Source organism: Stenotrophomonas sp. 05N423, from assembly GCF_056397145.1.
Window position 1 is genome coordinate 86,104 of the sequence record NZ_JBFTMV010000004.1, and the last position, 25,648, is coordinate 111,751.

Here is a 25,648-nt window from a genome sequence, read left to right on the forward strand (position 1 = left end):
CGCATCTACGAACGATGGGCTCAGGCCGTGAATACCGGGCGGGTGAGGTTGTCGGCCTCGCCGTCGGTGCACAGCACTTCGTCCTCGATGCGGATGCCGCCGTAGGGGCGGAAGAAATCCACGCGCTGCCAGTTCACGCTGGCGGCGTTGCCGGCCTTCTTCACCTCGTCCAGCAGCATGTCGATGAAGTACACACCCGGTTCGATGGTCACCACCATGCCCGGCTCCAGCACGCGGGTCATGCGCAGGTAGGGATGGCCGGCGGGGCGTTCGATGCGACCGCCGCGGTCGCTGGCGGCGAAGCCGGCCACGTCGTGCACCTGCGCGCCGATCAGGTGGCCGATGCCGTGCGGGAAGAATGCCGCGCTGACGCCGCTGGCCAGCGCCGCTTCCGGCGAGACGGTGATGACGCCGAAGTCCTTGAGGATGCCCATCAGCGCCAGGTGCGCATCGACGTGCAGCTGTTTGTAGTCGAAGCCGCCGCGCACCGTCGCGCACATCTTCCGCTGCGCTGCGTCCACCGCGTCGATCAGCGCCTGGAACTCGTCGTGGCCGGCGGCGGCATAGGTGCGGGTGATGTCGCTGGCGTAGCCGTACGCGGAGGCGCCCGCGTCGATCAGGAAGCTGCGCGCCGGCTGCGGCGCTGCATGGCCAAGGTCGGTGTAGTGCAGCACCGCCGCGTGCTCGTTGAGGGCAATGATGTTCCCGTAGGGCAGTTCGTTGCTGTCCTGGCCCACGGCGCTGCAATAGGCCATGTGGATGCCGAATTCGCTGGCGCCAGCGCGGAACGCGGCCTCGGCGGCGCGGTGGCCGCGCACCGCATGCACCTGCGCCTGGCGCATCAGCGCGATCTCGTAGGGCGTCTTGAACGCGCGCTGGTATTCCAGGTAGTCGATGACCGGCTGCGGATTGTTGGGCACGAACTGCCTGCCAGAAGCCGGGCCCAGCGCGCTCTGCGGCTCACCGAGGATCGCGCAGCGCGCCGGGTCCTTCGGCAGCAGCGCCAGGGCTTCCTCGGGCGTGCGGATGACGTGGATGTCGAAATGCCCGACCCACCAGCCGCTGGGCGCGGCCGGCACCGCGTGCCAGTAGTCGTGCGGCTGGTGGTAGACCAGCTGCGGACGGCGGCCCGGCGTATACACCAGCCAGCTGTCGGGCAGGCGGGTCAGCGGCAGCCAGGTCTTGAACTGCGGGTTGACCGCGTACGGGTAGTCGCGGTCGTCGAACAGCTGGTAGTGCAGGCGGCCGCTGGGTACGACCAGGTGATCGAAGCCGCCCCGGGCCAAGGCTTCGTCGGCGCGGCGGGCGAGCACGTCCAGGTGGTCGGAATACAGGGCGCCGGGGTCGGGCAGGTTCATCGTGGGGCTCGCGGCAAGACGGGAATCGAGCCACGATTCTGCCGCAATCGGCGCCGTGTCGCTGTGCCGGTTCCGTCGCTCAGGAGGCCGGAAGGCTGGATTCGATCCACTGCCGCAGGCGTTCGCGATGGGTCTTTTCCAGGGTCAGGAAGCGGAAGCCGGCCCAGAAGTGGCCCGGCGCCTGCGCCGCTTCGCGCCACAGCAGGTGCACGCCGACGTCCACCGGCTGCTCGCCGCCGCGGCCATCGGGGACAGGGAAGCGCAGCTGGTAGAGCGCATCCTCGTTGAGCGGTTCGGAGGCGATCAGCAGCATGCCGGTCTCGGACACGTTGCCGAGCCGCCCGATCACGCCGGCGGTCATCGTGTCGGTGACCGGCACCAGGGCCGGCACCTGCAGGCGCGGGGCGCGCCGGGTTTCGGGGATCATGCGGACTCCGGAGCGGAATGGCCGCCGGCGAGCGAGCGCAGGGCGCGCACGGTGGCCTGCCAGGCGCGGTCGATCAGGCGGCCGCGGTCCTCGGTGACGATGCGCAGCTGGTCGCGCGCCATCAGCCGCGCCAGCGCATCGAGCGAATGCTCGGCCATCTTCTGCCCGCGCTGGTTGACGAACAGCGCGTTGTCGGTGACCAGGCTGTACCAGGACAGGCGCAGGCGGCGGGTGTCGCCCTGCTGGTTGGTGGTGAATTCGAACCAGGTGCCGAACGGCAGCGTGCGCAGCTGGCGGTAATAGCCTTCCTCGGCCGGCGTGCGCTCGGCCTGCGGCGGCGCCTGCGGGTCGGGTCCGTCCTTGCCATCGCCGCCGCCGAGCCGGGCGCGGGCCTTGAGCCGGGCGGCCAGTTCGGTGCGCGAGGTGATCTCGTCCTCGCCACCGGGCGTGGACAGGCGCCGGGCGATCGCGCCGGCCTCGTCCTCGTGGTAGCCGACCTGCAGCAGCGATTCCTCGATCTGCCCGCCCAGAGTCGGATCGGCCGCGCCCTCGGCGCTGGCGGTGATCTCGCCGATGCGGCGGGTGGCCTCCTGGCGCTGGCGCCATTCCTCCGAGTCCTCGCCCTGGCGCAGCAGGGTCAGGGTCAGCACGTCGCTCCAGGCTTCGTGCAGCAGGGTCTGCACGAACTTCGGCGGCGTCGCCGCGCGGCATAGCTGGCCGATGGTGCGGCCGGCCAGCTGCTTGGCCGCCTCCAGCCGCTCCTTGCCGCGCGCGGCCTCGATCTGCCGGCGTTCGGTGACCTCGGCCTTGCGCACCGCCGCCTGCAGGTGCGACTGCACCTGGCGGTTGGCGGCGGCGAACACGGCCTCGTCGCCCTGGTATTCGGCGACGACGCGGTCCACCGCTTCGCCGAGCTTCTGCAGCAGCGCCGGGTCGCCATCGTCGTCGCCCAGCCACACCGCGCCGGACTCGGCCACGGTGTTGAGCAGTTCACGCGCCGGGTGCTGGTCGCGGATGAAGAACGCCTCGTCGCCGACCGCGGCGCGCGCCAGCGGCACCTGCAGGCGGTTGAGCAGGTCGCTGGCCGGGCCGTCGGCGCGCACCTCGCGCTGGATCTGCCCGTAGAGCATGCCCAGCAGGTCGAGGGTGTTGCTGTCGCGGGGCGAGAGCGCGGCGCTTTCGCCGTGTTCGGCGCGCACCTGCGACAGCAGCGCCTTCTGGATGTCGCCGAAGCTGCGGCGCGTGCCCTGTGCCGCGCCCTGCGGCTGCAGGCGCGCGAGCACGTCCATCACCGCCTCGCTGGGAACGGCACGCGCCGGCACGGACGGCGCGGCGGCCTGCAGCGTTGCCGCCATGCTGGCCAGATCGGCGACGGGAGCGTTCGCGGTGCCTGGAGCAGCCGGCGTGCCAACGGCGGGGCGGGGCTGACCCGCCAGGGCGGCCAGGCTGGCGAGCATGTCGGCGGGTGCCGCCGCGCTGCCAGCGCCATTGCCGGCACCGGACTGCAACTGCTGCGCCAGCAGCTGGCGCGCGGCATCGAGCAGTTCGTGCAGCGAGGCCATGCCGGCCGCTGTCGTGGCGGAGGCCGCGCCCGGGCCCGCGGATGCGGACATGGGCGATGCCGGCGTGGGTGCGGCGCCCATCGCGGTGGGCGCCATCGCGGCGTCCGCCCACGATGCGGCCGGTGCCTGCCCCTGCCAATGGGTCAGGGGCCGCGGCGCGGTCGCTGTGGTCTGGCCCTCGCGCGCGGCGCCCGCGGCCTGCACGCCGATGGTGCGGCGCTGACCCGCGGGCCGTGGCAGGTAGGGGATGTAGACCAGCCCGGGCAGCACGCCTTCGCGCGCCAGCAGGATGTTCAGGCGGTCCAGCAGTTCGACGTGCCGCTCCAGCGCCTGCCGTTCGAACACGTGGTAGAGCTGCTGCTGCGCTTCCAGGTTCAGGCCCAGCCGCTCGCCGCAGGCGCGCAGGATCCGGCACAGCGCGTGCGGCCCCACCGGCAGGCGTTCGGCGTCGAATGCCGGCTGCGCGGCGAGCACGCCGAAGCGCTGCCCGAGCAGCTGCAGGTGCGACTGCGCGCGATAGCTTTCGCGACGCGCCATCTCATGCAGGATGATGTCGCGATCGATGTCGGTGTCGTTGACCAGGGTCATCGCCGGTATCGCCGGTGCGGGCGCGGTGCCGGGCGCGGATGGTTCGCGCAGCCGCGCCAGGTCGTCGGCCAGCGCGTCCAGGAACCAACCGGGAAATTCGGCGGCATGCACGCCCAACTGGCGGATCTGCGCGTAGATGTCGGCCTGGACCTGGCTGTTGCGCGCTTTCTCGGCGAGGCCGAACAGTTCGCGCTCCAGCTGCACCATGGTCAGTTGCAGCGGCGGGGTGAGGACCTGTGCGGCGGTGCCATGGACAGCCAGCAGCAGGTGGCGGACGCGTTCGGGAAGCGGTGCGCCGGCGAGCCGTGCCAGCGCCGGGCTGGAGGAGGTTGCTGTAGTGCCTGACATCCGATGTGCGTTCCGCGCCCCCTGGGTGGGCGATTTCTAACATTTCGGCGGTGGCGCCGCCACCCGCGGCGCTCCGCCGCGCCCTGTTCAGGGCAGGAACAGTTCGACCACGTCGTTGGTGAAGCGCCGCCCCAGCTCGGTGGGGACGATGCGTCCGCCATCGTGCAGGAGCCAGCCGCGCTCCACCGCGGCGGCCAGTGCCGGCCGCAGCACGGCGCGGTCCAGGCCGGTGCGCGACTCGAAATCGCGCAGGCCGAAACCTTCGTGCAGGCGCAGCAGGTTGAGCATGTATTCGAACGGCAGGCGCGCGGCGTCGATCATGTCGTCGCCGCCGATCGAAGCGGGCGTGCCGGCGCTGTCCATGAACGTCTGCGGATGCTTGTGCTTCCAGCGGCGCAGCACGTGCTGCTGCGCACCGGAACTGATCTTGCCGTGCGCACCAGCGCCGATGCCCAGGTAGTCACCGAAGCGCCAGTAGTTGAGGTTGTGCGCGCACTGCCAGCCGTCGCGGGCATAGGCGCTGACCTCGTACTGGCCGTAACCGGCCTGCGCCAGCAGCGCCTGGCAGTGCTCCTGGATGTCCCAGGCGCTGTCCTCGTCGGGGATGCCCTGCGGCGGCCGCGCGAAGAACACCGTGTTCGGCTCAAGGGTGAGCTGGTAGTGCGAGATGTGCGTGGGATCGAGCGCGAAGGCGCGCTCCAGGTCGTGCTCGGCCTGGGCCAGGGTCTGTTCCGGCAGCGCGTACATCAGATCGATGTTGAAGTTGCGGTAGCCGGCGTCCTGCGCCAGTTTGACCGCGCGCTCGGCCTCGCCGCTGTCGTGGATGCGGCCCAGGCGCCTGAGCGCGTCGTCGTTGAAGGTCTGGATGCCGAAGCTGATGCGGTTCACGCCGGCGGCGCGGTAGCGGTCGAAGCGGCCGTGTTCGGCGGTGCCGGGGTTGGTTTCCAGCGTCACTTCCAGGTTCGGCGCGAACCGCAGCCGCGCGCTGGCCTGCTGCAGGAAGCGGTCGATCGCCTCGGGCGGGAACAGGCTGGGCGTGCCGCCGCCGAAGAACACGCTGTTGACCACCCGGCCCCAGACCAGCGGCAGGTCCTGGTCGAGATCGCGGATCAGCGCGTCCACGTAGGCGTCGAACGGCAGTGCGCCCTTGCCGGCGTGCGAGTTGAAATCGCAGTACGGGCATTTGCGCACGCACCAGGGCAGGTGCACGTACAGCGACAGCGGTGGTGGAACCAGCTGCACCGCGCCGGGCGCGTCGCAGCCGCAGGCGTCGTCATGCACATGGGAATGCACGCTCATTGCCGCGACTCAGCGCGCCAGCTGGCTGGAAAGCCGCTGCAGCAGCACCCGCAGCGCGATGGCGCGATGACTGCGGGCGTTCTTCTGCTCCGGCAGCATTTCCGCGGCGGTCAGGCCCAGTTCCTCGTCCAGGAACACGGGGTTGTAACCGAAGCCGTGGCTGCCGCGCGGCGCGTCGATGATGCGGCCTTCCCAGCTGCCTTCGCAGATCAGCGGCTGCGGGTCGTCGGCATGGCGCAGCAGCACGATCACCGCATGGAAGCGGGCGCTGCGGCGTTCGGCCGGTACCTCGCGCAGCGCCTGGAGCAGTTTGGCGTTGTTGGCGGCATCGTCGGTGGGGCTGCCGGCGTAGCGCGCGCTGTACAGGCCGGGCGCGCCGTCGAGGGCGTCGACGATCAGGCCCGAATCGTCGGCCAGCGCCGGCAGGCCGGTGACCGCGCAGGCATGGCGCGCCTTGATCAGCGCGTTCTCGACGAAGGTCAGGCCGGTTTCCGGCACGTCGTCCACGCCCAGCTCGCGCTGCGGCACGATCTGCAGCGGCAGGTCGGCCAGCATCGCCTGCAGTTCCTTCAGCTTGCCGGCGTTGCCGCTGGCCAGGACGAGTTTCATTGTTTGGGCTCCAGCAGGTCCCAGGCGTTGCCGTACAGGTCGCGGAACACCGCGACGGTGGCGTAGGGTTCTTCGCGCGGGGCTTCGAGGAATTCGACGCCGCGCCCGGTCATCGTGGCGTGATCGCGCCGGAAGTCGTCGGTGTGCAGGAAGAAGCCGACCCGGCCGCCGGTCTGGTTGCCGATGCGGCCGCGCTGCTCCTCGTCGCTGGCGCGGGCCAGCAGCAGGGCGGCGCCGCTGCCGTCGGCGGGCCCGACCACCACCCAGCGCTTGTGGCCCTGGTCGATGTCCTCCAGCAGCTGGAAACCGAGCTTGCCGGTGTACCAGGCGATGGCCTCGTCGTAGTCGGCCACCACCAGGGTGACCAGGGCGATGCGCCGGTTCATGCCTGCGCCAGCGCCGCCTGCTGCGCGGCGAACAGTTCACCGATGCCCTTCTCGGCCAGCGCCAGCAGCGCGTCCAGTTCGTCGCGGCGGAAGGCATGGCCTTCGGCCGTGCCCTGCAGTTCGATGAAGCCGCCGCCGTCGTTCATGACGACGTTCATGTCGGTGTCGCAGTCGCTGTCCTCGGCGTAGTCCAGGTCCAGCACCGGCACGCCCTTGTAGACGCCGACCGACACCGCGGCGACCGCGCCGAACACCGGGTTGCGCTTGATCTCGCCGCGCTTGAGCAGGGTGTTCACCGCATCCACCAGCGCCACGTAGGCGCCAGTGATGGCCGCGGTGCGGGTGCCGCCATCGGCCTGCAGCACGTCGCAGTCCAGGGTGATGGTGCGTTCGCCCAGCGCGTTGCGGTCGATGCAGGCGCGCAGGGTGCGGCCGATCAGGCGCTGGATCTCCAGCGTGCGCCCGCCCTGCTTGCCGCGTGCGGCTTCGCGGTCGGAACGGGTGTGGGTGGAGCGCGGCAGCATGCCGTACTCGGCAGTCACCCAGCCTTCGCCCTTGCCGCGCAGGAACGCCGGCACGCGGTTCTCGACGCTGGCGGTGCACAGCACGCGGGTATGGCCGAAGCTCACCAGCACCGAGCCTTCGGCATGGCGGGTGAAGCCGCGTTCGAGGGTGACGGTGCGCAGCTGGTCGGCCGGGCGGCCGCTGGGACGGGAAAAGGTCATGGAAAGTCCGGGTGGCGATGGGGCGTCGTGGGGTGTCCGGGCGGACCGCGGGCCGGCATCCGGAGGCGCCTAGGGTACCATTCGCCCTTTGCAACGCACCGGAAATCCACATGATCCGAAGCATGACCGCCTATGCCGGCGGCGAACGCGTCACGCGCTGGGGCACCCTCGGCTGCGAGCTGCGCTCGGTCAACCACCGTTTCCTCGAAGTGGGGGTGCGGTTGCCGGAAGAACTGCGCGCGCTGGAGCCACAACTGCGCGAGCGCGTGGCCGGGCGAATCAGCCGCGGCAAGGTGGATCTGGTCATGCGCCTGCGCGCGCCCGAGGCGGCGCCCACGCTGTCGGTGGACGAGGCGCTGGTCGCGCAGCTGGGCGAGGTGGCCCAGCGCCTGCACGGGCATTTCCTGGACATGCGCGTCAGCTTCACCGAACTGCTCGCCTACCCGGGCGTGCTGCGCGGCGAAGCGGTCGATGCCGCGGCGCTGCACACCGAGGCGCTGGCCTTGCTGGACGAGACGATCGACGGCTTCGTCGCCGCGCGCGAGCGCGAGGGCGCCAAGCTGACCGCGGCGATCAGCGAGCGGGTGGATGCGATCGAGCGCATCGCCGGCGAGGTGCGCGAGCTGATTCCGGCCATCCGCGAGGGCCAGCGCGCCAAGCTGGCCGCGCGCCTGGCCGACCTGCCGCACCCGGTCGATCCGGGCCGCGCCGAGCAGGAGCTGGTGCTGTGGCTGCAGAAGCTCGACGTGGACGAGGAACTGGACCGCCTGGGCAGCCACATCGGCGAGATCCGCCGCGTGCTGCGCCAGCGCGAGCCGGTCGGTCGCCGCCTGGATTTCCTGCTGCAGGAGTTCAACCGCGAGGCCAACACGCTGGGCTCCAAGTCGGTGGACAGCCGCACCTCCAACGCCGCGGTCGAACTGAAGGTGCTGATCGACCAGATCCGCGAGCAGGTGCAGAACCTGGAGTAAGGCTTCAGCGCGGCCTGCCGGGTCGCGTTGTGCTCACAGGGGCCATTGCTTCACGGTAGGAACATCCCCGCTGCCGATGGATCGGTCACGCCTCCACCGCGCATGTCGAACGCGCGGTTCCGGAGATCGTCGCGCGCGATGGGCAGAGATGCGTCTCCGCTCATCGCGGCGCAACCGGCATGGGGGCGAAGCCCATGTGCAGTCCGTGCCTGCCGGTTTCGGCCTTGAATGCGTCGCTGGCCACGAAGACATGGCATTTGAGCTCGTTCCTCTCGCGCGCCAGGAAGAAGTCCTCGTGCAGATCGGCGCGCAGGCAATCGGCCTGCGACCGCATCGCGCCGTCGCCCGTGTCCGATGGCGCCGGCGCGAGCAGGTGCACCCTGCGCAGCAGTCGCGCGATGTACCACTCGTGCGGCCTGTCCTCGCACAGGACGGTGCACGGGTGGAATTCCACTTCGGTGCGGAGAACATCGCCCAGGGCTCGCACGAAGGCGGCGGAGAACAGTGGAATGCCGCCGAAGGAGGGTAGGTAGTCGAGGCGGTGCAGCGCCGATGCGGGGACGCCGGGTTGCAGCGTGCCCTCCAATGGAGGCCGGAATGCCGTCCCGGGCGGATCGTCGCCCGACACGAAGAAGGTGTCGATGCGGTCGAAGACCTTGCCGGCCTTGAACACAACGTTGTGCGACGGGCTTCTGGCATTGGCCTTGAGGCGGTAAACGGCCATCTCACTGCCACTCCACGTCGTAGTCGTCCTGCAGGCCTTGGCCCTGGGCGTTGGTCATGCCCAGGAACTGCGCGCCTTCGCGCTCCTGGCCCTGGAACAGGAGGCGCCGTTGGACCCGCAGCACGGGTTTTTTCCCGGCGCGTGGGGACAACCGGCCCCACTCGGTGGATTCGGCGGCGCTGCCGGCGGTGTGGTTGGTCTGGAGCAGCACGCGGCCGCCGCGCTCCACCAGCACCAGGCGGCTGCCGTCGCCATAGACCCCCAGCAGGGGGGCGTCGGCGTGGACCAGGCGCGCGATGCCGTCGCGGCCGATGCCCGCGCGCGTCTTCATCAACCCGAGGAATGTGCTGCCGCGGACCTCGGCCGTGGCGAACGCCTGCTGCAGCCGTGCCTGCTGCCGCGCCAGGCAATCGGCCAGCCGTTCGACCTGGATTGCGCTGAACGCGCCCGGCGGCAGGTACAGGGTGTCGCCGCGCTGGTGTCCATCGCCGCCGCTGCGGCTCTGCCCGCGGGTGTCCAGGCGCAGGCCCAGGTTGTACACGGTGGGTGCGCCCTGGTGGAGGTAACGGTCGAGATTGCGGTAGTAGGCCTCGTAGTCGATTCCCTCCAGGCGGACGCCGCGGTAGCGATGGCGCAGCTCGACGGCGGACGTGCCGGCCGCGTTCGCGCGGTAGGGGCGGGCATCGACGATGAACTCGCCATCGGCGCATGGCAGGCTCACGACGGGTTGGAACGACTGCGACATGGCGGGCACTCCGCACAGGAAAAGGCACAGGGCCGCCAGTACTCGTGCGGGCCGGGGGAGGAGGGCGGTCATGGCGCCTGTTCCCATGCGCGGCGCAGCGTTTCCACCGCGTCCAGGCAGGCGCGCGGTTCGCCGCCGACCTGCTGTTTCCACAAGGCCGCGGCCTGCGCGCGCTGGTGGTCGCGTACCAGCCAGCGGAGGCGTTCACGCGCTTCGGCCGGCAGCGCCTGCCACTGGCGCAGCGCCAATGCCTGCGGCTCGCCGAAGCGCCCGCCGGGGTCGCGCGACAGCAGCTCCGGCGCAAGTGCATGCAGGCGCTGCGTGTCCGGCGCCGCCCGCGTGCCGCAGGCCAGGTGCGGCGTGGCGGCGTCGGGCAGGTCCCAGCCCAGTCCCAGCGCCGGGTAATCGAGCAGCTGCGCGATGTTGTGGATGGCCAGGATCTGCGCCGAGCGCACCACGCCGGTCAGGTCGTGTACGTCGGCGCCGGCATCGAGCAGGCGTTGCAGCGCGGCCGCGTCGATGATCGGGAAGCCGTTGCCGGCCAGTTCCCGCCAGCGCGTGGTCCACAGCGGCGTGGGCTGGGTCTCGTCGACGACGTCGCTCCACAGCCCATGCAGCAGCAACTCGTGCACGAAGCCACGCAGGTCGCCGTCGCGCAGCGCCTGCCGGGCGCGCTCGGCGTCGTCGGGGGCCAGGCCGATGGACTGCAGTTGCTCGCGGTCGATCACGGTGCACCTCCTGTGGCGGAAAGATGCTGGCACAGCCGGGCATGCAGCGCCTGGCGGTCGTCCCAGCCGGGATGCCCGCGCACCAGCCAGGCCATGGCGCGGCCAGCGTCGCGGATCGTGCAGGCGCCGGTGGCGGCGATGGCCGAGGCGATGGCGGCATCGACCTGCGCCGGTGTGGGCGGCAGGTCCAGGGCGAAGTCCAGCGTAAGCGGCGTATCGGGCCAGGTGGCGATGCCCGCGGCGGAAAAGACCAGCGTGCCGGTCAGCCGCATGGGCATGCGGTCTTCGCCCGGCAGGCCGAAGGACAGTTGGGTCACGTCCAGCGGCACGTGCCGGTGCAGCAGACAAAGGCTGCCGTCGATGTAGCCGGGCTGCGGATTGACCGGGAAGCGGTGGTGGCTGTCGGCATGGCGGCGCGGTTCGGCCATGTCCAGCGCGATGCCATCGAGGCGGATGCAGGTGTCCACCGTCCGCTCCTCCAGCGCGAACGGGCGCAGCGCGATGGTGATGGCTGCTTGCCGCGCAGGTCCATTGCAGGGCTGGCAATGGGCGCCGGCCGCAACCAGCAGGTGATGGGGGAATCCGCTCATTGGCCGCCCTTGTGTGTCCAACCGGTCCCGCGGGTGCCGCCGGGAAAGAATGACCGAAAACGGGGCGGTCCGGAGCGGCGGCCTATCGCCCCGGCTTGCTGCCGTAGACGGGGACTGCTATCCAGTCGGTTCCCTGGTCGAGCGGTGTGGACATGCGCGGAATGGTTGCCGATCCGATCGATCGACGCAGGTTCCTGGCAGCCGCTTCGGGCTGCACTGCGCTGGCCCTGCTGCCGGCGGCGGCGCTGCGTGCGGCCGGGCCGGGGCGCGACGACCGCCCCTGGATTCCGCCCGATGCCTTCCTGGCCGGGCTGCCGGAATGGATGCGCGCGTTCGGCGTGCCCGGCGTCGCCATCGCGGTGGTGGAGCGGGGGGAACTGGCCTGGCATCGCGGGTTCGGCGTGGCCGACGTGGAAAGCGGCGCGGCAGTGGATGCGGACAGCGTGTTCGAGTGCGCTTCGCTGAGCAAGCCGGTGTTCGCCTACCTGGTCCTGCAGTTGGTCGATGCCGGCGTGCTGCAGCTTGATCGCGCGCTGGTCGACTACCACCGCCCCGACTTCCTGGCCGACGACGACCCCCGGCTGGAGCGGATCAGCGTGCGCGACGTCCTGCGCCATGGCAGCGGCCTGCCGGACTGGCGCGCGCATCCCGATCGCGATCCCCTGCGCACGATCGCCGAGCCCGGGCAGCGCGTGAATTATTCGGGCGAGGCCTTCTTCTGGCTGCAGCGGGTGGTGGAGACCGTCACCGGCCAGAGCCTGGACCAGCTGGCGCAGCGGCAGCTGTTCGCGCCGGCCGGCATGCGCGGCAGCACCTACACCTGGAACGCGCACGCCGCGCGCCATTCGGTGACCGGCGTGCCCGCACCCGGCGCCGAGCCGGTGGTGCAGACCTTCCGCGCGCAATGGCCGCTGCTGCAGCCCCTGGCTGAAGCGCGGGGCAAGCCGCTGTCGGCCTGGACCTGGGACGATGCGGTGCGCGCGCTGCCGCAGGCGCGGGCCGCCGCGCCCGAGGGCATGTTCGTGTGGCCGGGGGACCTGCTTGCGAATGCCGCGGCCAGCCTGCGCGGGCCGGTACAGGACTATGCGCGCTTCATCGCCCACATCATGCGGCGCGAACCGCGGCAGGACTGGGAGATCGGCGAGGCGACCCGGCAGGCGATGCTGACGCCGCAGCTGGCGGTGCGGCCGGGCTGGCTGGACAAGGGCCTGGGTTGGAACCTGGAGCGCGTCGATGTGGGGACCCGCTGGTTCTTCCATGGCGGCTCCAACGCCGGCCGCTACAAGACCTTCGCGGTGGGCGACCCGCAGCGCCGCCGCGGACTGGTGGTGATGACCAACGGGGGCGGTGGCACCGGCGTCTACCAGCGCATCGTGCGGGCGGCGACCGGGCGCGACATGCTGGCCTTCGATCTCTGATCCGGTCCCGGCATTTGCAGCGGCGGCCCGGGCTGGTTATCGTGCGCCGCCCGAACCATCGACCGGAGATCCGCGCGATGCGTGGCACCCTCTATATCGTCGCGGCACCCTCCGGCGCCGGCAAAAGCAGCATCGTCAACGCCACCCTGGCGCGCGATGCGCAGATCGCGCTGTCCATTTCCTTCACCTCGCGGGCGATGCGCCCGGGCGAGGAGAACGGCCGGCACTACCACTTCGTCAGCGCCGCCGAGTTCGAGCGCATGATCGCCGCCGGCGATTTCTTCGAGCACGCCAGCGTGCACGGCGACTGGAAGGGCACCGCGCGGCAGTCAGTGGAGCCGCAGCTGGCCGCCGGCAAGGACGTGCTGCTGGAGATCGACTGGCAGGGCGCCCGCCAGGTGCGCGCGAAGGTGCCGGACGCGGTCAGCGTATTCATCCTGCCGCCGTCCAAGCAGGCGCTGGACGACCGCATGCGCAAGCGCGGGCAGGACAGCGAAGCGGTGATGGCGCAGCGGCTGGCCGCCGCACGCGAGGAAATGCTGCATTACGACGAGTTCGACTACGTCATCGTCAATGAGGTGTTCGATACCGCGGTGGACGAGATGTGCGCCATCTTCACCGCCAGCCGCCTGCGCCGGGCGCAGCAGCAGGTCCGTCACGGCGGCCTGATCCGCTCGCTGCTGGATTGAGGCCGGGCTGCGTCGGGAGGGGGCGATGGGGGCCGGGAGGCCGCTCCTGGCGCCTTCCCGGAACGGCAACTGATTGATTCCAAAGGACTGGCCTGGGGTGCGATTTGATTTTCGCCGGCGCCGGCCTGTACAATCCGCCCCCTTTCCCTCATCCGATCGAGCGGCCGCTGCTGGTCGCCGGGAGCTCGCATGGCCCGCATTACCGTAGAAGATTGCCTGGAAGTCGTTAACAACCGTTTCGAACTGGTCATGATGGCGTCCAAGCGCGCCCGCCAGCTCGCCAACGGCGTGCAGGCCACCCTCGACAACAGCGAGTCCGAGGACAAGCCGACCGTGCTGGCGCTGCGCGAGATCGCGGCCCGCAAGATCGACAACGCGCTGATCGAGGAAGTGGAGAAGGCCGAGCGCGAGCGCGCCGAGCGCGAAGCGCTGGAGTGGGCCGCCGCCGAAGTCGTCGCCGACGAGGACATGTCCAAGAACGACGACTGATCCCCGCCGGTCATCGTTGTGCATCGACAGCCCGCCGCGTGCGGGCTGTCTGCATTCTGCACACCCGGCACCCGGAAAGCCCGTACCATCGGACGCATCTGGAGGAAAGCCCCCTGAGTCGGGGGGCGCCGCGAAGCGGCGGGGTGTGGATGAGCGAAAGACGGGGCCCACGGTTTGCAGCGCAAACCGTGGGGCGGCAGCGCGAGAGCGATGTCGCATCCCCGGCGTTGCCGTGTTGTTGCCGCTGGCATATCTTCCAAGCATGAACCCAGGCCCCTCTGCCCAGGTCGCTGCGCCCGCGGGTGGCGCGGTGCCGGACTACGTACTCCAACTCGAACGCGCAGCCAGCTACCTGCCCGCCGAGCAGCTGCCGATGCTGCGCCGCGCCTGGGAAGTGGGCGCGGCCGCGCATGCGGGCCAGACCCGCAAGTCCGGCGAACCCTACATCACCCATCCGGTCGCGGTGGCCGGCATCCTGGCCGAGCTCGGCCTGGACGTCGAAGCGCTGGTCGCGGCGATCCTGCACGACACCATCGAGGACACGCCGCTCACCCATGACGAGCTGGCCGGGCAGTTCGGGCAGACCGTGGCCGAGCTGGTCGAGGGCGTCACCAAGCTGGACAAGCTGCGCTTCCGCGACCGCCAGGAAGCGGCGGCGGAAAGCTTCCGCAAGATGCTGCTGGCGATGTCGCGCGACCTGCGCGTGATCATGATCAAGCTGGCCGACCGCCTGCACAACATGCGCACGCTGGGCGCGCAGAGCGCCGAGGCGCGGCGCCGCATCGCGATGGAGACGCTGGACATCTACGCGCCCATTGCCCAGCGCCTGGGCATGAGCCTGATCAAGTCCGAGCTGCAGAACCTGGGCTTCAAGGCGCTGTACCCGTGGCGCCACGCGATCCTGGAAAAGCACATCCGCAGCCAGCCGGTGGTGCGCCGCGAGGCGATGGCGCAGGTGGAGGTGCAGCTGTCGCAGCGGCTGGCGCGCGAGGGCCTGGAACACCGCCTGATCAGCCGCATCAAGACCCCCTGGAGCATCTACACCAAGATGCACGAGGAGAACAAAACCTTCGACCAGGTGATGGACGTGTTCGGCTTCCGCCTGGTGATGCGTTCGGTGCCCAGCTGCTACCACGCGCTGGGCGCGGTGCATGCGGCGTTCAAGCCGCTGGACGGGCGCTTCCGCGACTTCATCGCCATTCCCAAGGCCAACGGCTACCAGTCGCTGCACACCGTGCTGTTCGGGCCCTACGGTTCGCCGATCGAGGTGCAGATCCGCACCGAGGAAATGGACCTGATCGCCGAGCGTGGCGTGGCCGCGCACTGGACCTACAAGTTCGGCGGCGATACGCCCAACAGCGCGCAGAGCCGTGCCCATGCGTGGATCGTCGAACTGATCGACTCGCAGCGTTCGGCCGGCTCCTCGCTCGAGTTCCTCGACAACGTCAAGGTCGACCTGTTCCCGGACGAGGTCTACCTGTTCACGCCCAAGGGCAAGATCCTCGCCCTGCCGCGCAACTCCACCGCGCTGGACTTCGCCTACGCCGTGCACACCGACGTCGGCAACCGCGCGGTGGCCTCGCGCGTGGACAAGAAGCTGGTGCCGCTGCGCACCCGGCTGGTCAGCGGGCAGACGGTGGAGGTGATCACCGCGCGCTCGGCCACGCCCAAGCCGCAGTGGCTGGAATTCGTGGTCAGTTCGAAGGCGCGCACCGCCATCCGCCACCAGCTCAAGCAGCTCGAGCATGAGGACGCGGTGCAACTGGGCCACCGCATGCTCGACCGCGCGTTGGAAGCGATGGACAGTTCGATCGAGCGCCTGCCCAAGGGCCGGCTGGACGCCTTCCTCGCCGAGCACCGCTATCCGCGTCTGGAAGCCTTCCTGGCTGATGTTGCGCTCGGCAACTGGATGCCGACCCAGGCCGCGCAGGCGCTGATGGCGCACGGCGAGCCGCGCGCCGGCGGCACCACGCAGCGCGCCCAGGAGAAGATCCTGATCAACGGCAGCGAGCGTGGCGTGGTCAGCTTCGCCGGCTGCTGCCAGCCGATTCCGGGCGACGAGATCATGGGCTACCACACCGCCGGCAAGGGCATCGTGGTGCACCGCATGGATTGCCCGAATCTGGCCGAACTGCGCAAGTCGCCCGAACGCTGGGTGCCGATCGGCTGGGACAGCAGCGTGGTCGGCGACTATGACACCGCGTTGGTGGTGGAGGTGGAGAACGGCACCGGCGTACTGGCGCAGCTGGCCGCGGCCATCGCCCAGAGCCAGTCCAACATCGAACGCGTGGACTACCTGGACCGCGATTTCAACGCTGCGGTGCTGTGCTTCAACATCCAGGTGCGCGACCGCAACCATCTGGCCGAAGTGATGCGCCGGCTGCGGCGCCTGAGCGTCGTGCAGTCGGTGCGGCGCCAGTGAGCGCAGCGAACGGGTAGATACGGGGCTTGCCCCGCATGGGGCATTCCCGGGCAGGTTGCCGCTGGATGCCGCCCGGCGCTGCGGAGGGCGATCACTGCAGTAGCCGCGCTTTCTCCACAGTCGATGTGCAACGCCATGCCGACAACCTGTGGATAACCATCCGTGCGCATTGCGCGGCGGGCGTCCCCGGAGGGTGGTGAAGAATTGTCCAGCAGCATGATGCTGCGGCATTGCCTGACATCACCCGGAAACCGACAGGGCAGGGGCGGACGCTACAATGGCGCATCTTTCCCCAACCGGAGCTCCCCCATGTCCCGCCAGATCATCAACACCGCCAACGCGCCGGCCGCCATCGGCCCGTATTCGCAGGCCGTGCGCGCCGGCAACACCGTGTACTTCTCCGGCCAGATCCCGCTGGACCCGGCTACCGGCGACATCGTCGCCGGCGACGTCGCCGCGCAGGCGCGCCGTGCCTTCGACAACCTCAAGGCGGTGGCCGAGGAAGCCGGCGGCTCGTTCGACAAGATCGTGCGCCTGGGCCTGTACCTGACCGACCTGGGCGAGTTCGCCAAGGTCAACGCGGTGATGCAGGAATACTTCCAGGCTCCGTTCCCGGCGCGCTCCACCATCGAAGTGTCGGGCCTGCCCAAGGGCGCGGCGTTCGAGGTCGATGCGGTGATGATACTCGACTGATCCACACGCATGGCGCGTACCCGGCCGGCCGGCCCCGCACTGGCGGCCAATGGCGAAACGCCGGTGACGGCGCTGCTGGGCGTCGGCCCGGCGGTGGCCGCCAAGCTGCAGGCGCGCGGCATCGGCAGCCTGCAGGACCTGTGGCTGCACCTGCCGCTGCGCTATGAGGACCGTACCCGGCTCAGCGCCATCGCCGCGCTGCAGCCGGGTGCTGCCGCGCAGGTCGAGGGCAGGGTGGTCGCCGTGGAACGCGGCTTCCGCTACCGGCCGATGCTGCGGGTGGCGATGGAAGACGATTCGCGCGGCACCCTGGTGCTGCGCTTCTTCCATTTCCGTGCCGCACAGGTGGCGCAGTTCGCGGTCGGCGCGCGGCTGCGCTGCTATGGCACCCCGCGCCCCGGCCAGCACGGGCTGGAAATCGTGCATCCCAGTTACCACATGCTCGGCGATGGCGAGCAGGCCAGCCTCGGCGACGTGCTGGACCCGGTCTATCCGGTCGTCGAAGGTATCGGCCCGGCGACGTTGCGCAAGCTGATCGGCCAGGCGCTGGAACGGCTGCCCGACGAAGCCGCGCTGGAACTGCTGCCGGCGCACCTGCTGGCCGGCCTGTCCCTGCCTTCGCTGCGGCAGGCGCTGCTGACCATGCACCGCCCGCCCGCCGATGCCGACGTGGCCGCGCTCGGTGCCGGCACGCACCCGGCGCAGCGGCGGTTGGCGATGGAAGAACTGCTCGCCCATCACCTGAGCCTGCGCCGCCAGCGCATCGCCCTGCAGCGGCATCATGCTCCCGCGCTGAAGGGCGGCGACAAGCGCGTGCGGCAATTGCGCCAGTCGCTGCCGTTCCGCCTCACCGGCGCGCAGCAGCGCGTATTCGCGCAGATCCGCGAAGACCTCGCGTGCCCGCATCCGATGCTGCGGCTGGTGCAGGGCGATGTCGGTTCCGGCAAGACCGTGGTGGCGGCGCTGGCCGCGATGCTGGCGGTGGAGCAGGGCAAGCAGGTGGCGCTGGCGGCGCCCACCGAACTGCTCGCCGAGCAGCACCTGGCCAATCTTCGTGGCTGGCTGGAACCGCTGGGCGTGCGTGTGGCCTGGCTGGCCGGCAAGGTCACCGGCAAGGCGCGCGCGAAGGTGCTGGAGGAGATCGCCTCCGGGCAGGCGCAGGTGGTGGTCGGCACGCATGCGCTGATGCAGGACAACGTGGTCTTCCACGACCTGGCGCTGGCCATCGTCGACGAACAGCACCGCTTCGGCGTGCACCAGCGGCTGGCGCTGCGCGACAAGGGCGCCGATGGCCGCAGCGTGCCGCACCAGCTGGTGATGACCGCCACGCCGATCCCGCGCACGCTGGCGATGGCGGCGTATTCCGACCTGGACGTGTCGGCGATCGACGAACTGCCGCCCGGGCGCACGCCGGTGCGGACCATCGTCATCAGCGCCGAACGCCGGCCGGAACTGGTCGAGCGCATCCGCCTGGCCTGCGCGCAGGGGCGGCAGGCGTACTGGGTGTGCACGCTGATCGACGAGAGCGACGACGAGGACGGCAAGCCCGGCGCGAATGCGGGACGCATGGAGGCCGCCGCCGCGCAGGCGACCTTCGAGGCCTTGTCCGCGCAGCTGCCGGGCGTGCGCGTCGGGCTGGTGCACGGACGCATGAAGGCCGCGGAGAAGCAGGCGGCGATGCGTGCGTTCAAGACCGGCGAGACCGGCCTGCTGGTTGCCACCACCGTGATCGAGGTCGGCGTCGACGTGCCCAACGCTTCGTTGATGATCATCGAGAACGCCGAGCGCCTGGGCCTGGCGCAGCTGCACCAGCTGCGCGGGCGGGTGGGGCGCGGCGCAGCGGCATCGAGCTGCGTGCTGATGTACCAGGCGCCGCTGTCGGCGATGGCGCGGCAGCGGCTGGAGACCATGCGCCAGACCAGCGACGGCTTCGTGATCGCGGAAAAGGACCTGGAACTGCGCGGTCCCGGCGAACTGCTGGGCACCCGCCAGACCGGCCTGGCCGCGTTCCGCGTTGCCGACCTGGCCCGCGACGCGGCCCTGCTGCCGGGCGTGCACGCCCTGGCCGAACGCCTGCTGGCCGAAGCGCCGGCGGTTGCCGACCGCGTCGTGGCGCGCTGGGTGGGCGGCGCGGCGCGCTACGCTTCGGCCTGAACACGGACTTCCCCTGCCATGGTCCAGGTGCCAGACTCCATGGCCGACCAGAAGACAAGCATGAGATGAGCAAGAAGATTCCGTTGCTGATTGATACCGACCCGGGCGTGGACGATGCGCTGGCGCTGTTGATGGCCTTTGCCGACGAACGCCACGATGTGGTCGGGTTGACGGTGGCGGCGGGCAACGTCGGCCTGGGCTACACCGTGCGCAACGCGCTGAAGCTGTGCGAAGTGGCCGGCCGTGAGGACGTGCCGGTGTTCGCCGGCGCTCCCGACCCGCTGGTGTATCCGGCCGAGGACGCCGCCCACGTGCACGGCCGCGACGGCTTCGGCGATGTCGACCTGCCTGCCGCCGCGCGCGCGGTCGAGGCCGAGCACGCCGCGCTCGCGATCCTGCGCCTGTCGCACCAGTACGCCGGCGAGCTGCTGCTGGTCGCGCTGGGGCCGCTGACCAACATCGCGCTGGCGCTCAAGCTCGACCCGACCCTGCCACAGCGCGTGAAGCGCTTCCTGGTGATGGGCGGGGCGATCACCGGCCACGGCAACATCACCCCGGTGGCCGAGTTCAACATCGCCTTCGACCCGGAGGCGGCGCACATCGTGTTCACCGCTTTCCCGCATATCGAAGTAGCGGATTGGGAGGCCACCGTCGCCCATGGCCTGCTGCACCGGAGCGTGGAGCAGTGGCTGGCTGCCGATAGTGACAAGGCACGCTTCTACGAACTGATCTCGCGCCAGACCCGGTTGTGGTCCGAGGACAGCCGTGGCGAGTACTGGTACGCAGCCGATGCGCTGGCGATGGCGTGGGCGCTGCAGCCGGAAGGCGCCACGAAGCTGGAGCAGCGCCCGCTGGTGATCGAGATGGCCGGCGGCCGCACCCGCGGCGCCACCGTGGTGGACTGGAACCGCCAGACCGGCGCGCCGGACAACACCACCCTGCTGATCGGCTACGACCGGGAGCGCTTCGAACGCCAGGTACAGCGGGCGTTGGGACTGGTTTCCTGATTTTCTGCATTCCCGGCTTGCCCCGACGGGCCGGCCGGGACTATAATGCCGCTCTTGACCACCAGCCCACACGGTGCGAGCCCATGAAGGCCGACATTCATCCCGATTACCACAACGTCGTTTTCCACGACGTCACTTCCGATTTCCGCTTCCTGACCCGTTCGACCATGTCCTCCAAGGAAACGGTCAAGTGGGAAGATGGCGAAGAGTACCCGCTGATCAAGGTCGAAATTTCCTCGGCCTCGCACCCGTTCTACACGGGCAAGCACAAGGTCATCGACACCAGCGGCCGCATCGACAAGTTCCAGAAGCGCTACGCGCGCTGATAGAAGCTGTCGTTTCGCCCGAGCAGCGGCCGCGCTTTGCGCGGCCGTTGTTTTGTTGCCGTCTGCCATGGCGGCGATACGCATGCCATCCACAAGTCGACGCCGGAGCCGTGCCGGAGGTTTCCGGGTGCCTGTCATCCCGTGGCGGCCGCTCGTCTGGGGCATTGCCAGCGCATCGGATGCTTCCCGCCGAAGCTTCTTCGTGCTGTCCATCGGTCGCCTGAACACCCGCGTACCCGCAGGTGGTGTGATCGCGACGCTGTGTCGCGGAGATGCGCCGTCCATAGGACTTTTGTCTGGCAACCGGCAAATGCTGCTGTGCGATAATGGCGCGAACCGCGGTGGAAAACCGCGGAACTTCACTTCACGCGTCTGCCCGTCATTCCTCGTCAGGACAGGCGCCTTCCACTTGAGGAGCGCACACTGTGTCCGATCTTGATCAGGTCACGCTCAACGCCGGTGACAAATCCGTCGTTCTGCCTGTAGTCAAACCCGTCCTGGGCAACGACTGTGTCGATATCTCGAAGCTGACCAAGGAAACCGGTCTCTTCACCTACGACTCCGGTTACACCGCCACCGCCAGCTGCAAGTCGGCCATCACCTATATCGATGGCGACAAGGGCGTGCTGCTGTACCGCGGTTATCCGATCGAGCAGCTGGCCGAGAAGTCCAGCTTCGTCGAAGTCGCCTACATGCTGGTCAATGGGGAGCGCCCGGACGCCGCGCAGCTGAAGGCCTTCGAGGCCGAGCTGGCCGAGGAAGCCGGTGTCGACGCATCGATCAACACGCTGATCGGCAGCTTCGCCAAGGACGCGCACCCGATGGCGATCCTGGCTGCCTCGATCGCGCAGCTGTCGGCCAAGTACCACGCTTCGCTGGACCTGGCCGATGCCGAGCAGCGCCGCAAGGCCGCCGTGCGCCTGATCGCCAAGGTGCCGACCCTGTCGTCGCTGATCTACCGTCATGGGCAGGGCCTGCCGGCCAACACCCCGGACACCTCGCTGGACTACGTCAGCCGCTTCCTGAAGCAGACCTTCGAGTCGGCCGACGGCAAGTACGAGCTGAATCCGGACGTGGTGAAGGCGCTGGACCTGCTGTTCATCCTGCACGCCGACCACGAGCAGAACGCCTCGACCTCGACGGTGCGTCTGGTCGGTTCCACTGGTGCCAACCCGTACGCCTCGGTCGCCGCTGGCGTCACTGCGCTGTGGGGCCCGGCGCACGGCGGCGCCAACGAAGCCGTGCTGAAGATGCTGGAAGAGATCGGCAGCGCCGACAACGTCGAGTCCGCCGTGCTCAAGGCCAAGGACAAGACTTCCGGCTTCCGCCTGATGGGCTTCGGCCACCGCGTCTACAAGAATTTCGACCCGCGCGCCAAGGTCATCGGCGAGATGACCAGCAAGGTGCTCAAGCAGCTGGGTGTGCAGGATCCGCTGCTGGATGTGGCCGTGAAGCTGGAACAGGCCGCGTTGCAGGACGACTATTTCGTCGCCCGCAAGCTGTACCCGAACGTCGATTTCTACAGCGGCATCATCTACAAGGCGCTGCAGATCCCGACCGAGATGTTCACCGTCATGTTCGCCCTCGGCCGCACCGCCGGCTGGGTGTCGCACTGGCTGGAGCAGCAGGTCGATCCGGAAATGAAGATCGGCCGCCCGCGCCAGGTCTACACCGGCCACGACGTGCGCGACTACAAGTAAGGGGGCGGGCGCAGCGATGCGCCACCCTCATGCGAAAGGCCCCGCTCCGGCGGGGCTTTTTTGTGTCCGCCATGCATGGCAGACACCCTCCGGGCCATCGACAAGCGATATCAAAAGCCGCTCCCGGCGGTTTTTTGTTGCCGCCTTCCCCATGGTGGCAACCCCTCGGGCCGCCAGGATGCGGGGGTATCTCCGGAGATTCCTTTGCTGCGGTCCTCTCTGGTGCCGGCTACCGGCCATCGGCGAGCGACGACGAAAGCTGCTCTTGGCGGTTTTTCGCTGGATGGTGAACGACGACAGGGGTGTCCCCATGATCCGTTTTCCACAGCGGCTGTGTGGCACCCATGGCAAAAGTTGTGGACAAGTAGGTGGTGGCCGTGCGCCACGGGCTTTTCCAGGGGGTGGTGAAGATATGTCCAGCCAGCGTTGCGGCGTGGATGCGCGAGGCGGTGCTCGATCCTGGTGGCAGGTGGAAGTGATCGCGCAGCGGTGATGGCCGCGGAACGCGGCAGGAGGATTACGCCGGTTCCGTCGCCAACAGCTGCCGCAATTGTGCGAGCGTCGCCCTTGGCAGCGGTTTGCCGTCGTCGCTGGAAACCGGCGGATGGCGCAGGGCGTCCTCGGGCAGCACGATCAACTCGAAGACGATGCCGTCGGCGGCGAATTCCCACGCCGGATGGCGTTGCCGCGACGCATGCCCGGCCAGCTGCAGCAGCGACGTGCGCGCTTCGGCGGGAATGCGCTGGTCAAGCAGGAAGCGCTGCACGGCATCGGTGTCGTCGCAATGCAGGTGCAGGATCACCGGACTGCCGCCGTCGGCGATGCCGGCGAGCACCGCGCCGGTCAGGCGTGGGTGGAAGGCGTGCAGGAACTGCATGGCCTGCACCGCCGACTCGCGATGCCGGCGCAGCGTCGTCGGCTGGGAGTGCGCGTCGAACAGGCGCTGCTGCTCGCGCAGCACTTCTTCCACCTGCGCCCGACGTGGCCACAGCGCTTCGTCGTGGATGCCGAGCCGGCTGGCCGCCTTGCGCCGGGCCTGGTCGAGATCGTGGATGCCGCTCTCACGGACCAGGCGGGCGGCTTCCTGGGCGATCAACAGCCGCTCGCGGCTGCCGCGCTGCGCATTCGGTACCGGGCGTGGCATCGCGTGTCCTCTGGTGGCCGGCAGCCCGCCGGAATCCAGGCCTGTACGGGAGGGCAGCACAGGCCGCCCTCCCGGCATGCGTCAGAAGATATCGAACGCGGCGTCGTCGGCCTGCTGGTCGTGCTGATCGAAGTCGAATTCCTGCATCCGGTCCAGGTCCTCGACCTTGATCCATTCGGTGGCGCCGTTGATCGTGGCTTCCACCATGCCCGAGGGCGGGACGTTGCTGGCGATCGGCGCATCCTTCAGCGCCACGCGCATGTAGTCGATCCAGATCGGCAGGGCGGCGCGGCCGCCATACTCACGGTAGCCCAGCGAACGGAAGTCGTCGCGGCCGACCCAGACGGTGGTGGCAAGCGCGCCGCCGAAACCGGAGAACCAGGCATCGCGGTGGTCGTTGGTCGAGCCGGTCTTGCCGCCCACGTCCTCGCGGCCCAGCACCTTGGCCGCGGTGCCGGTGCCGCGCTGGACCACGTCGCGCATCATCGACACCAGCTGGTAGGCGGTGCGTTCGTCGATGGCGCGGGGTGCGGTACGGGCATCGGGGTTCGGCGCTTCCGGCTCGGCCTTGGGCTCGATTCCGCCGGCGACGGCATCGGGCTTGGCTGGCGCGGGCGCGGCCTCGGTGCCGAAATTGAAGCCGTCCACGACCTGGCTGGCCGGCGTCGCGCCGGCGGCGCTGCCGCCGCAGCCGCGGCAGGCCAGTGCCGGGTTCTCCTTGAACACCACGGTGCCGTCGCGGTCCTTGACCTCGTCGATGGCCCAGGTGTCCACGCGCGAGCCGCCGTTGGCGAACACCGCATAGCCGCGCGCGACGGAGAGCGGCGTCAGCGAGGCGGTGCCCAGTGACATCGACAGGTTCGGCGGCAGCTCGGCTTCCTGGAAGCCGAATTCGCTGATGTAGCGGCGCGCGAAATCCACGCCGATGCTGTCCAGCAGGCGCACCGACACCAGGTTGCGCGACTGCACCAGCGCTTCGCGCAGGCGCATCGGGCCGCGGAAGCCACCGCCGTCGTTCTTCGGCTCCCAGGTCTTGCCGCGGCGGTCGCGGAACACCACCGGCGCGTCGAGCACGATCGAGGCCGGATTGAAGCCCTTGTCGAACGCGGCGGCATACAGGAACGGCTTGAAGCTGGAGCCCGGCTGGCGGCGCGCCTGGGTGGCGCGGTTGAACTTGTTGCCGGCGAAGCTGAAGCCGCCGACCAGGGCGCGCAGGGCGCCATTGCCGGCGTCGAGCGAGACCAGTGCGGCCTGGCCGAGCGGCAACTGCTCGATCAGCCATTCGTCTTCTTTCTCGCCGCTGCGCACGCGGATCAGGTCGCCGCGCGCGACCAGCTTGGCCGGCGTGCGCGTGGTCCAGCGGCTGGCGGCCACCGGCAGGACCAGTTCGGCCCGGTTGGCCAGCACCACGCTGATGCTGCCGTCGGCGTGGGCCGCCGACACGATGGCCGGCAGCAGCCCGGACTGCGACGGGATCGCGGCGATGTGGCGGGCGAGCGCCGCCGCGTCGGCATCGGCCGGAACATCGAAATGCTGCTCCGGCCCGCGCCAGCCGTGGCGGTGGTCGTACAGCAGCAGGCCATCGCGCACGGCGATGTTGGCCGCTTCCTGCATCTGGCTGTCGATGGTGGTGGTGACCCGGTAGCCCTTGTTGAGCACGTCGCCACCGTGCAGGGCGATCATCTCCTGGCGGACCATCTCGGCAACGTAGGGGGCATTGACCTCGATCGGCGGCTCGTGCGGCGTGGCGTGCATCGGCACCGCCTTGGCCGCATCGGCTTCGGCCTGGCTGATGAAGCCCAGGTCGGCCATGCGCTGCAGGACATAGTTGTCGCGGCGCTGGCGCGCGCGTTCCGGATTGCTGATCGGGTTGCCGCTGGACGGGAACTTGGGAATGCCGGCCAGCGAGGCCATCTCGTCCAGGTCCAGCTCGCCGAGCTTCTTGCCGTAGTAGTACTCGGCCGCGGCGCCGATGCCATAGGCGCGGTTGCCGAAGAAGCTCTTGTTCAGATACAGCGCGAAGATCTCGTCCTTGCTCAGCTCGCTCTCGATCTTCCGCGCCAGCAGGATCTCGGCCAGCTTGCGGGTATAGCTGTACTCGGAGCTGAGGAAGAACTGGCGGGCCACCTGCTGGGTGATGGTCGAGCCGCCCGGCACGCGCTTGTCGCTGGTGGTGGCCAGCAGCCACACCGCGCGGGCGATGCCCTTGTAGTCGACGCCGCCGTGTTCGTAGAAGCGGGCGTCCTCGGTGGCCAGGAAAGCCTGTTTCAGGCGTTCCGGCACGTCCTTCATCTCGATCGGGTAGCGCCGGGTCTCGCCGAACACGGCCATCAGCTTGCCGTCGCTGGCATAGACGTACATCGGCTCCTGCAGTTCCACCTCGCGCAGGGTCTGCACGTCGGGCAGCTTCGAGGAAACGACGTAATAGAGGGCACCCGCGGCGATGGCGCCAACCAGGGCGAGGGCAACGAAGAGGGCCAGCAGCCAGCGCAGCCAGCGGCGGAAACGGGGCATCAAGCAGGATCCCGATTGCGGATTTCGTGGCC

Annotated in this window: 23 protein-coding genes; 10 read left to right on the plus strand and 13 right to left on the minus strand. The window is 69.6% G+C overall.

All coding sequences use genetic code 11. From position 1 onward, the window contains the following. Positions 1-20: 20 nt before the first annotated feature. The 7 genes from pepQ to rph form a co-directional block, all read right to left on the minus strand. Positions 21-1,358 (minus strand): Xaa-Pro dipeptidase, encoded by a 1,338-nt coding sequence (gene pepQ, locus AC1DGW_RS08695; protein WP_478021689.1) that lies wholly within the window; start codon positions 1,356-1,358, stop codon positions 21-23. A gap of 79 nt (positions 1,359-1,437) precedes the next feature. After that, entirely contained in the window at positions 1,438-1,785 is a 348-nt protein-coding gene (locus AC1DGW_RS08700) for a PilZ domain-containing protein (protein ID WP_478021692.1), read from the minus strand. Then, positions 1,782-4,283, minus strand: a complete 2,502-nt coding sequence (locus tag AC1DGW_RS08705) for a DUF1631 domain-containing protein (RefSeq protein WP_478021695.1) — start codon at positions 4,281-4,283, stop codon at positions 1,782-1,784. Before AC1DGW_RS08705 ends, AC1DGW_RS08700 begins: the two co-directional genes overlap by 4 nt. Before the next feature lie 87 nt (positions 4,284-4,370). Next, positions 4,371-5,582 (minus strand): radical SAM family heme chaperone HemW, encoded by a 1,212-nt coding sequence (gene hemW / locus AC1DGW_RS08710; RefSeq protein WP_478021699.1) that lies wholly within the window; start codon positions 5,580-5,582, stop codon positions 4,371-4,373. A gap of 9 nt (positions 5,583-5,591) precedes the next feature. Next, positions 5,592-6,191, minus strand: coding sequence for an RdgB/HAM1 family non-canonical purine NTP pyrophosphatase (gene rdgB, locus AC1DGW_RS08715; RefSeq protein WP_478021701.1), 600 nt, complete (start codon positions 6,189-6,191; stop codon positions 5,592-5,594). Continuing rightward, positions 6,188-6,577 carry a VOC family protein gene (locus tag AC1DGW_RS08720; RefSeq protein WP_478021703.1) on the minus strand — a complete coding sequence of 130 codons (390 nt, stop codon included), beginning with the start codon at positions 6,575-6,577 and terminating at the stop codon, positions 6,188-6,190. The genes rdgB and AC1DGW_RS08720 overlap by 4 nt, the downstream gene beginning before the upstream one ends. Further along, a complete protein-coding gene (rph, locus tag AC1DGW_RS08725; RefSeq protein WP_478021705.1) occupies positions 6,574-7,302 on the minus strand; it encodes a ribonuclease PH in 729 nt (242 codons plus the stop codon). The genes AC1DGW_RS08720 and rph overlap by 4 nt, the downstream gene beginning before the upstream one ends. A 110-nt stretch (positions 7,303-7,412) precedes the next feature. Between rph and AC1DGW_RS08730 the strand changes: the two genes are divergently transcribed. Then, positions 7,413-8,273 carry a YicC/YloC family endoribonuclease gene (locus AC1DGW_RS08730; RefSeq protein WP_478021708.1) on the plus strand — a complete coding sequence of 287 codons (861 nt, stop codon included), beginning with the start codon at positions 7,413-7,415 and terminating at the stop codon, positions 8,271-8,273. A 160-nt stretch (positions 8,274-8,433) separates the two neighbouring features. Here AC1DGW_RS08730 and AC1DGW_RS08735 read toward each other — a convergent pair whose 3' ends face one another. The 4 genes from AC1DGW_RS08735 to AC1DGW_RS08750 all read right to left on the minus strand — a co-directional run bounded on the left by AC1DGW_RS08735 (position 8,434) and on the right by AC1DGW_RS08750 (position 11,060). Beyond that, positions 8,434-8,997 (minus strand): hypothetical protein, encoded by a 564-nt coding sequence (locus AC1DGW_RS08735; RefSeq protein WP_478021712.1) that lies wholly within the window; start codon positions 8,995-8,997, stop codon positions 8,434-8,436. Position 8,998: 1 nt separating this feature from the next. Next, complete coding sequence (locus AC1DGW_RS08740; protein WP_478021714.1) at positions 8,999-9,742, minus strand: hypothetical protein; 744 nt, start codon at positions 9,740-9,742, stop codon at positions 8,999-9,001. 68 nt (positions 9,743-9,810) lie between these two features. Next, positions 9,811-10,470 carry a hypothetical protein gene (locus AC1DGW_RS08745; RefSeq protein WP_478021717.1) on the minus strand — a complete coding sequence of 220 codons (660 nt, stop codon included), beginning with the start codon at positions 10,468-10,470 and terminating at the stop codon, positions 9,811-9,813. Continuing rightward, positions 10,467-11,060 (minus strand): hypothetical protein, encoded by a 594-nt coding sequence (locus AC1DGW_RS08750; protein WP_478021720.1) that lies wholly within the window; start codon positions 11,058-11,060, stop codon positions 10,467-10,469. The genes AC1DGW_RS08745 and AC1DGW_RS08750 overlap by 4 nt, the downstream gene beginning before the upstream one ends. Positions 11,061-11,212: 152 nt before the next feature. On the opposite strand from AC1DGW_RS08750, the gene AC1DGW_RS08755 reads away from it, so the two are divergent. The 9 genes from AC1DGW_RS08755 (at position 11,213) to AC1DGW_RS08795 (ending at position 21,958) form a co-directional block, all read left to right on the plus strand. Further along, positions 11,213-12,478 carry a serine hydrolase domain-containing protein gene (locus AC1DGW_RS08755; RefSeq protein ID WP_478021722.1) on the plus strand — a complete coding sequence of 422 codons (1,266 nt, stop codon included), beginning with the start codon at positions 11,213-11,215 and terminating at the stop codon, positions 12,476-12,478. 77 nt (positions 12,479-12,555) lie between these two features. Then, the gene (gene gmk, locus AC1DGW_RS08760; RefSeq protein WP_478021725.1) at positions 12,556-13,167 is read left to right on the plus strand and encodes a guanylate kinase; all 612 of its coding nucleotides are present in this window, start codon (positions 12,556-12,558) and stop codon (positions 13,165-13,167) included. 189 nt (positions 13,168-13,356) lie between these two features. Further along, entirely contained in the window at positions 13,357-13,656 is a 300-nt protein-coding gene (gene rpoZ / locus AC1DGW_RS08765) for a DNA-directed RNA polymerase subunit omega (protein WP_478021729.1), read from the plus strand. Positions 13,657-13,918: 262 nt separating this feature from the next. After that, positions 13,919-16,078 (plus strand): RelA/SpoT family protein, encoded by a 2,160-nt coding sequence (locus AC1DGW_RS08770; RefSeq protein ID WP_478021734.1) that lies wholly within the window; start codon positions 13,919-13,921, stop codon positions 16,076-16,078. A gap of 309 nt (positions 16,079-16,387) precedes the next feature. Further along, positions 16,388-16,771: a RidA family protein gene (locus tag AC1DGW_RS08775; protein ID WP_055771623.1), complete on the plus strand. Its 384-nt coding sequence runs from the start codon at positions 16,388-16,390 to the stop codon at positions 16,769-16,771. A gap of 9 nt (positions 16,772-16,780) precedes the next feature. After that, positions 16,781-18,925 carry an ATP-dependent DNA helicase RecG gene (recG, locus tag AC1DGW_RS08780; RefSeq protein WP_478021741.1) on the plus strand — a complete coding sequence of 715 codons (2,145 nt, stop codon included), beginning with the start codon at positions 16,781-16,783 and terminating at the stop codon, positions 18,923-18,925. Positions 18,926-18,990: 65 nt separating this feature from the next. After that, positions 18,991-19,932, plus strand: coding sequence for a nucleoside hydrolase (locus tag AC1DGW_RS08785; RefSeq protein WP_478021745.1), 942 nt, complete (start codon positions 18,991-18,993; stop codon positions 19,930-19,932). A gap of 83 nt (positions 19,933-20,015) precedes the next feature. Then, positions 20,016-20,258, plus strand: a complete 243-nt coding sequence (locus AC1DGW_RS08790; protein WP_478021748.1) for a type B 50S ribosomal protein L31 — start codon at positions 20,016-20,018, stop codon at positions 20,256-20,258. 425 nt (positions 20,259-20,683) lie between these two features. Beyond that, entirely contained in the window at positions 20,684-21,958 is a 1,275-nt protein-coding gene (locus tag AC1DGW_RS08795) for a citrate synthase (RefSeq protein WP_478021750.1), read from the plus strand. Positions 21,959-22,475: 517 nt separating this feature from the next. Here AC1DGW_RS08795 and AC1DGW_RS08800 read toward each other — a convergent pair. Together AC1DGW_RS08800 and AC1DGW_RS08805 are read right to left on the minus strand one after the other, a co-directional pair. Then, positions 22,476-23,102 (minus strand): hypothetical protein, encoded by a 627-nt coding sequence (locus AC1DGW_RS08800; protein ID WP_478021752.1) that lies wholly within the window; start codon positions 23,100-23,102, stop codon positions 22,476-22,478. A gap of 81 nt (positions 23,103-23,183) precedes the next feature. Beyond that, positions 23,184-25,616 carry a penicillin-binding protein 1A gene (locus AC1DGW_RS08805; protein WP_478021754.1) on the minus strand — a complete coding sequence of 811 codons (2,433 nt, stop codon included), beginning with the start codon at positions 25,614-25,616 and terminating at the stop codon, positions 23,184-23,186. Between the last annotated feature and the right edge of the window lie 32 nt (positions 25,617-25,648).

Coding starts and splice junctions, on each gene's coding strand:
- AC1DGW_RS08730 (WP_478021708.1), top strand. CDS start 7,413: ATGATCCGAAGCATGACCGCCTATGCCGGCGGCGAACGCGTCACGCGC.
- AC1DGW_RS08720 (WP_478021703.1), bottom strand. CDS start 6,577: ATGAACCGGCGCATCGCCCTGGTCACCCTGGTGGTGGCCGACTACGAC.
- rpoZ (WP_478021729.1), top strand. CDS start 13,357: ATGGCCCGCATTACCGTAGAAGATTGCCTGGAAGTCGTTAACAACCGT.
- AC1DGW_RS08785 (WP_478021745.1), top strand. CDS start 18,991: ATGAGCAAGAAGATTCCGTTGCTGATTGATACCGACCCGGGCGTGGAC.
- AC1DGW_RS08700 (WP_478021692.1), bottom strand. CDS start 1,785: ATGATCCCCGAAACCCGGCGCGCCCCGCGCCTGCAGGTGCCGGCCCTG.
- AC1DGW_RS08805 (WP_478021754.1), bottom strand. CDS start 25,616: ATGCCCCGTTTCCGCCGCTGGCTGCGCTGGCTGCTGGCCCTCTTCGTT.
- hemW (WP_478021699.1), bottom strand. CDS start 5,582: ATGAGCGTGCATTCCCATGTGCATGACGACGCCTGCGGCTGCGACGCG.
- rph (WP_478021705.1), bottom strand. CDS start 7,302: ATGACCTTTTCCCGTCCCAGCGGCCGCCCGGCCGACCAGCTGCGCACC.
- AC1DGW_RS08755 (WP_478021722.1), top strand. CDS start 11,213: ATGCGCGGAATGGTTGCCGATCCGATCGATCGACGCAGGTTCCTGGCA.
- AC1DGW_RS08770 (WP_478021734.1), top strand. CDS start 13,919: ATGAACCCAGGCCCCTCTGCCCAGGTCGCTGCGCCCGCGGGTGGCGCG.
- AC1DGW_RS08735 (WP_478021712.1), bottom strand. CDS start 8,997: ATGGCCGTTTACCGCCTCAAGGCCAATGCCAGAAGCCCGTCGCACAAC.
- AC1DGW_RS08740 (WP_478021714.1), bottom strand. CDS start 9,742: ATGTCGCAGTCGTTCCAACCCGTCGTGAGCCTGCCATGCGCCGATGGC.
- AC1DGW_RS08790 (WP_478021748.1), top strand. CDS start 20,016: ATGAAGGCCGACATTCATCCCGATTACCACAACGTCGTTTTCCACGAC.
- pepQ (WP_478021689.1), bottom strand. CDS start 1,358: ATGAACCTGCCCGACCCCGGCGCCCTGTATTCCGACCACCTGGACGTG.
- rdgB (WP_478021701.1), bottom strand. CDS start 6,191: ATGAAACTCGTCCTGGCCAGCGGCAACGCCGGCAAGCTGAAGGAACTG.
- AC1DGW_RS08705 (WP_478021695.1), bottom strand. CDS start 4,283: ATGTCAGGCACTACAGCAACCTCCTCCAGCCCGGCGCTGGCACGGCTC.
- AC1DGW_RS08775 (WP_055771623.1), top strand. CDS start 16,388: ATGTCCCGCCAGATCATCAACACCGCCAACGCGCCGGCCGCCATCGGC.
- gmk (WP_478021725.1), top strand. CDS start 12,556: ATGCGTGGCACCCTCTATATCGTCGCGGCACCCTCCGGCGCCGGCAAA.
- AC1DGW_RS08750 (WP_478021720.1), bottom strand. CDS start 11,060: ATGAGCGGATTCCCCCATCACCTGCTGGTTGCGGCCGGCGCCCATTGC.
- recG (WP_478021741.1), top strand. CDS start 16,781: ATGGCGCGTACCCGGCCGGCCGGCCCCGCACTGGCGGCCAATGGCGAA.
- AC1DGW_RS08800 (WP_478021752.1), bottom strand. CDS start 23,102: ATGCCACGCCCGGTACCGAATGCGCAGCGCGGCAGCCGCGAGCGGCTG.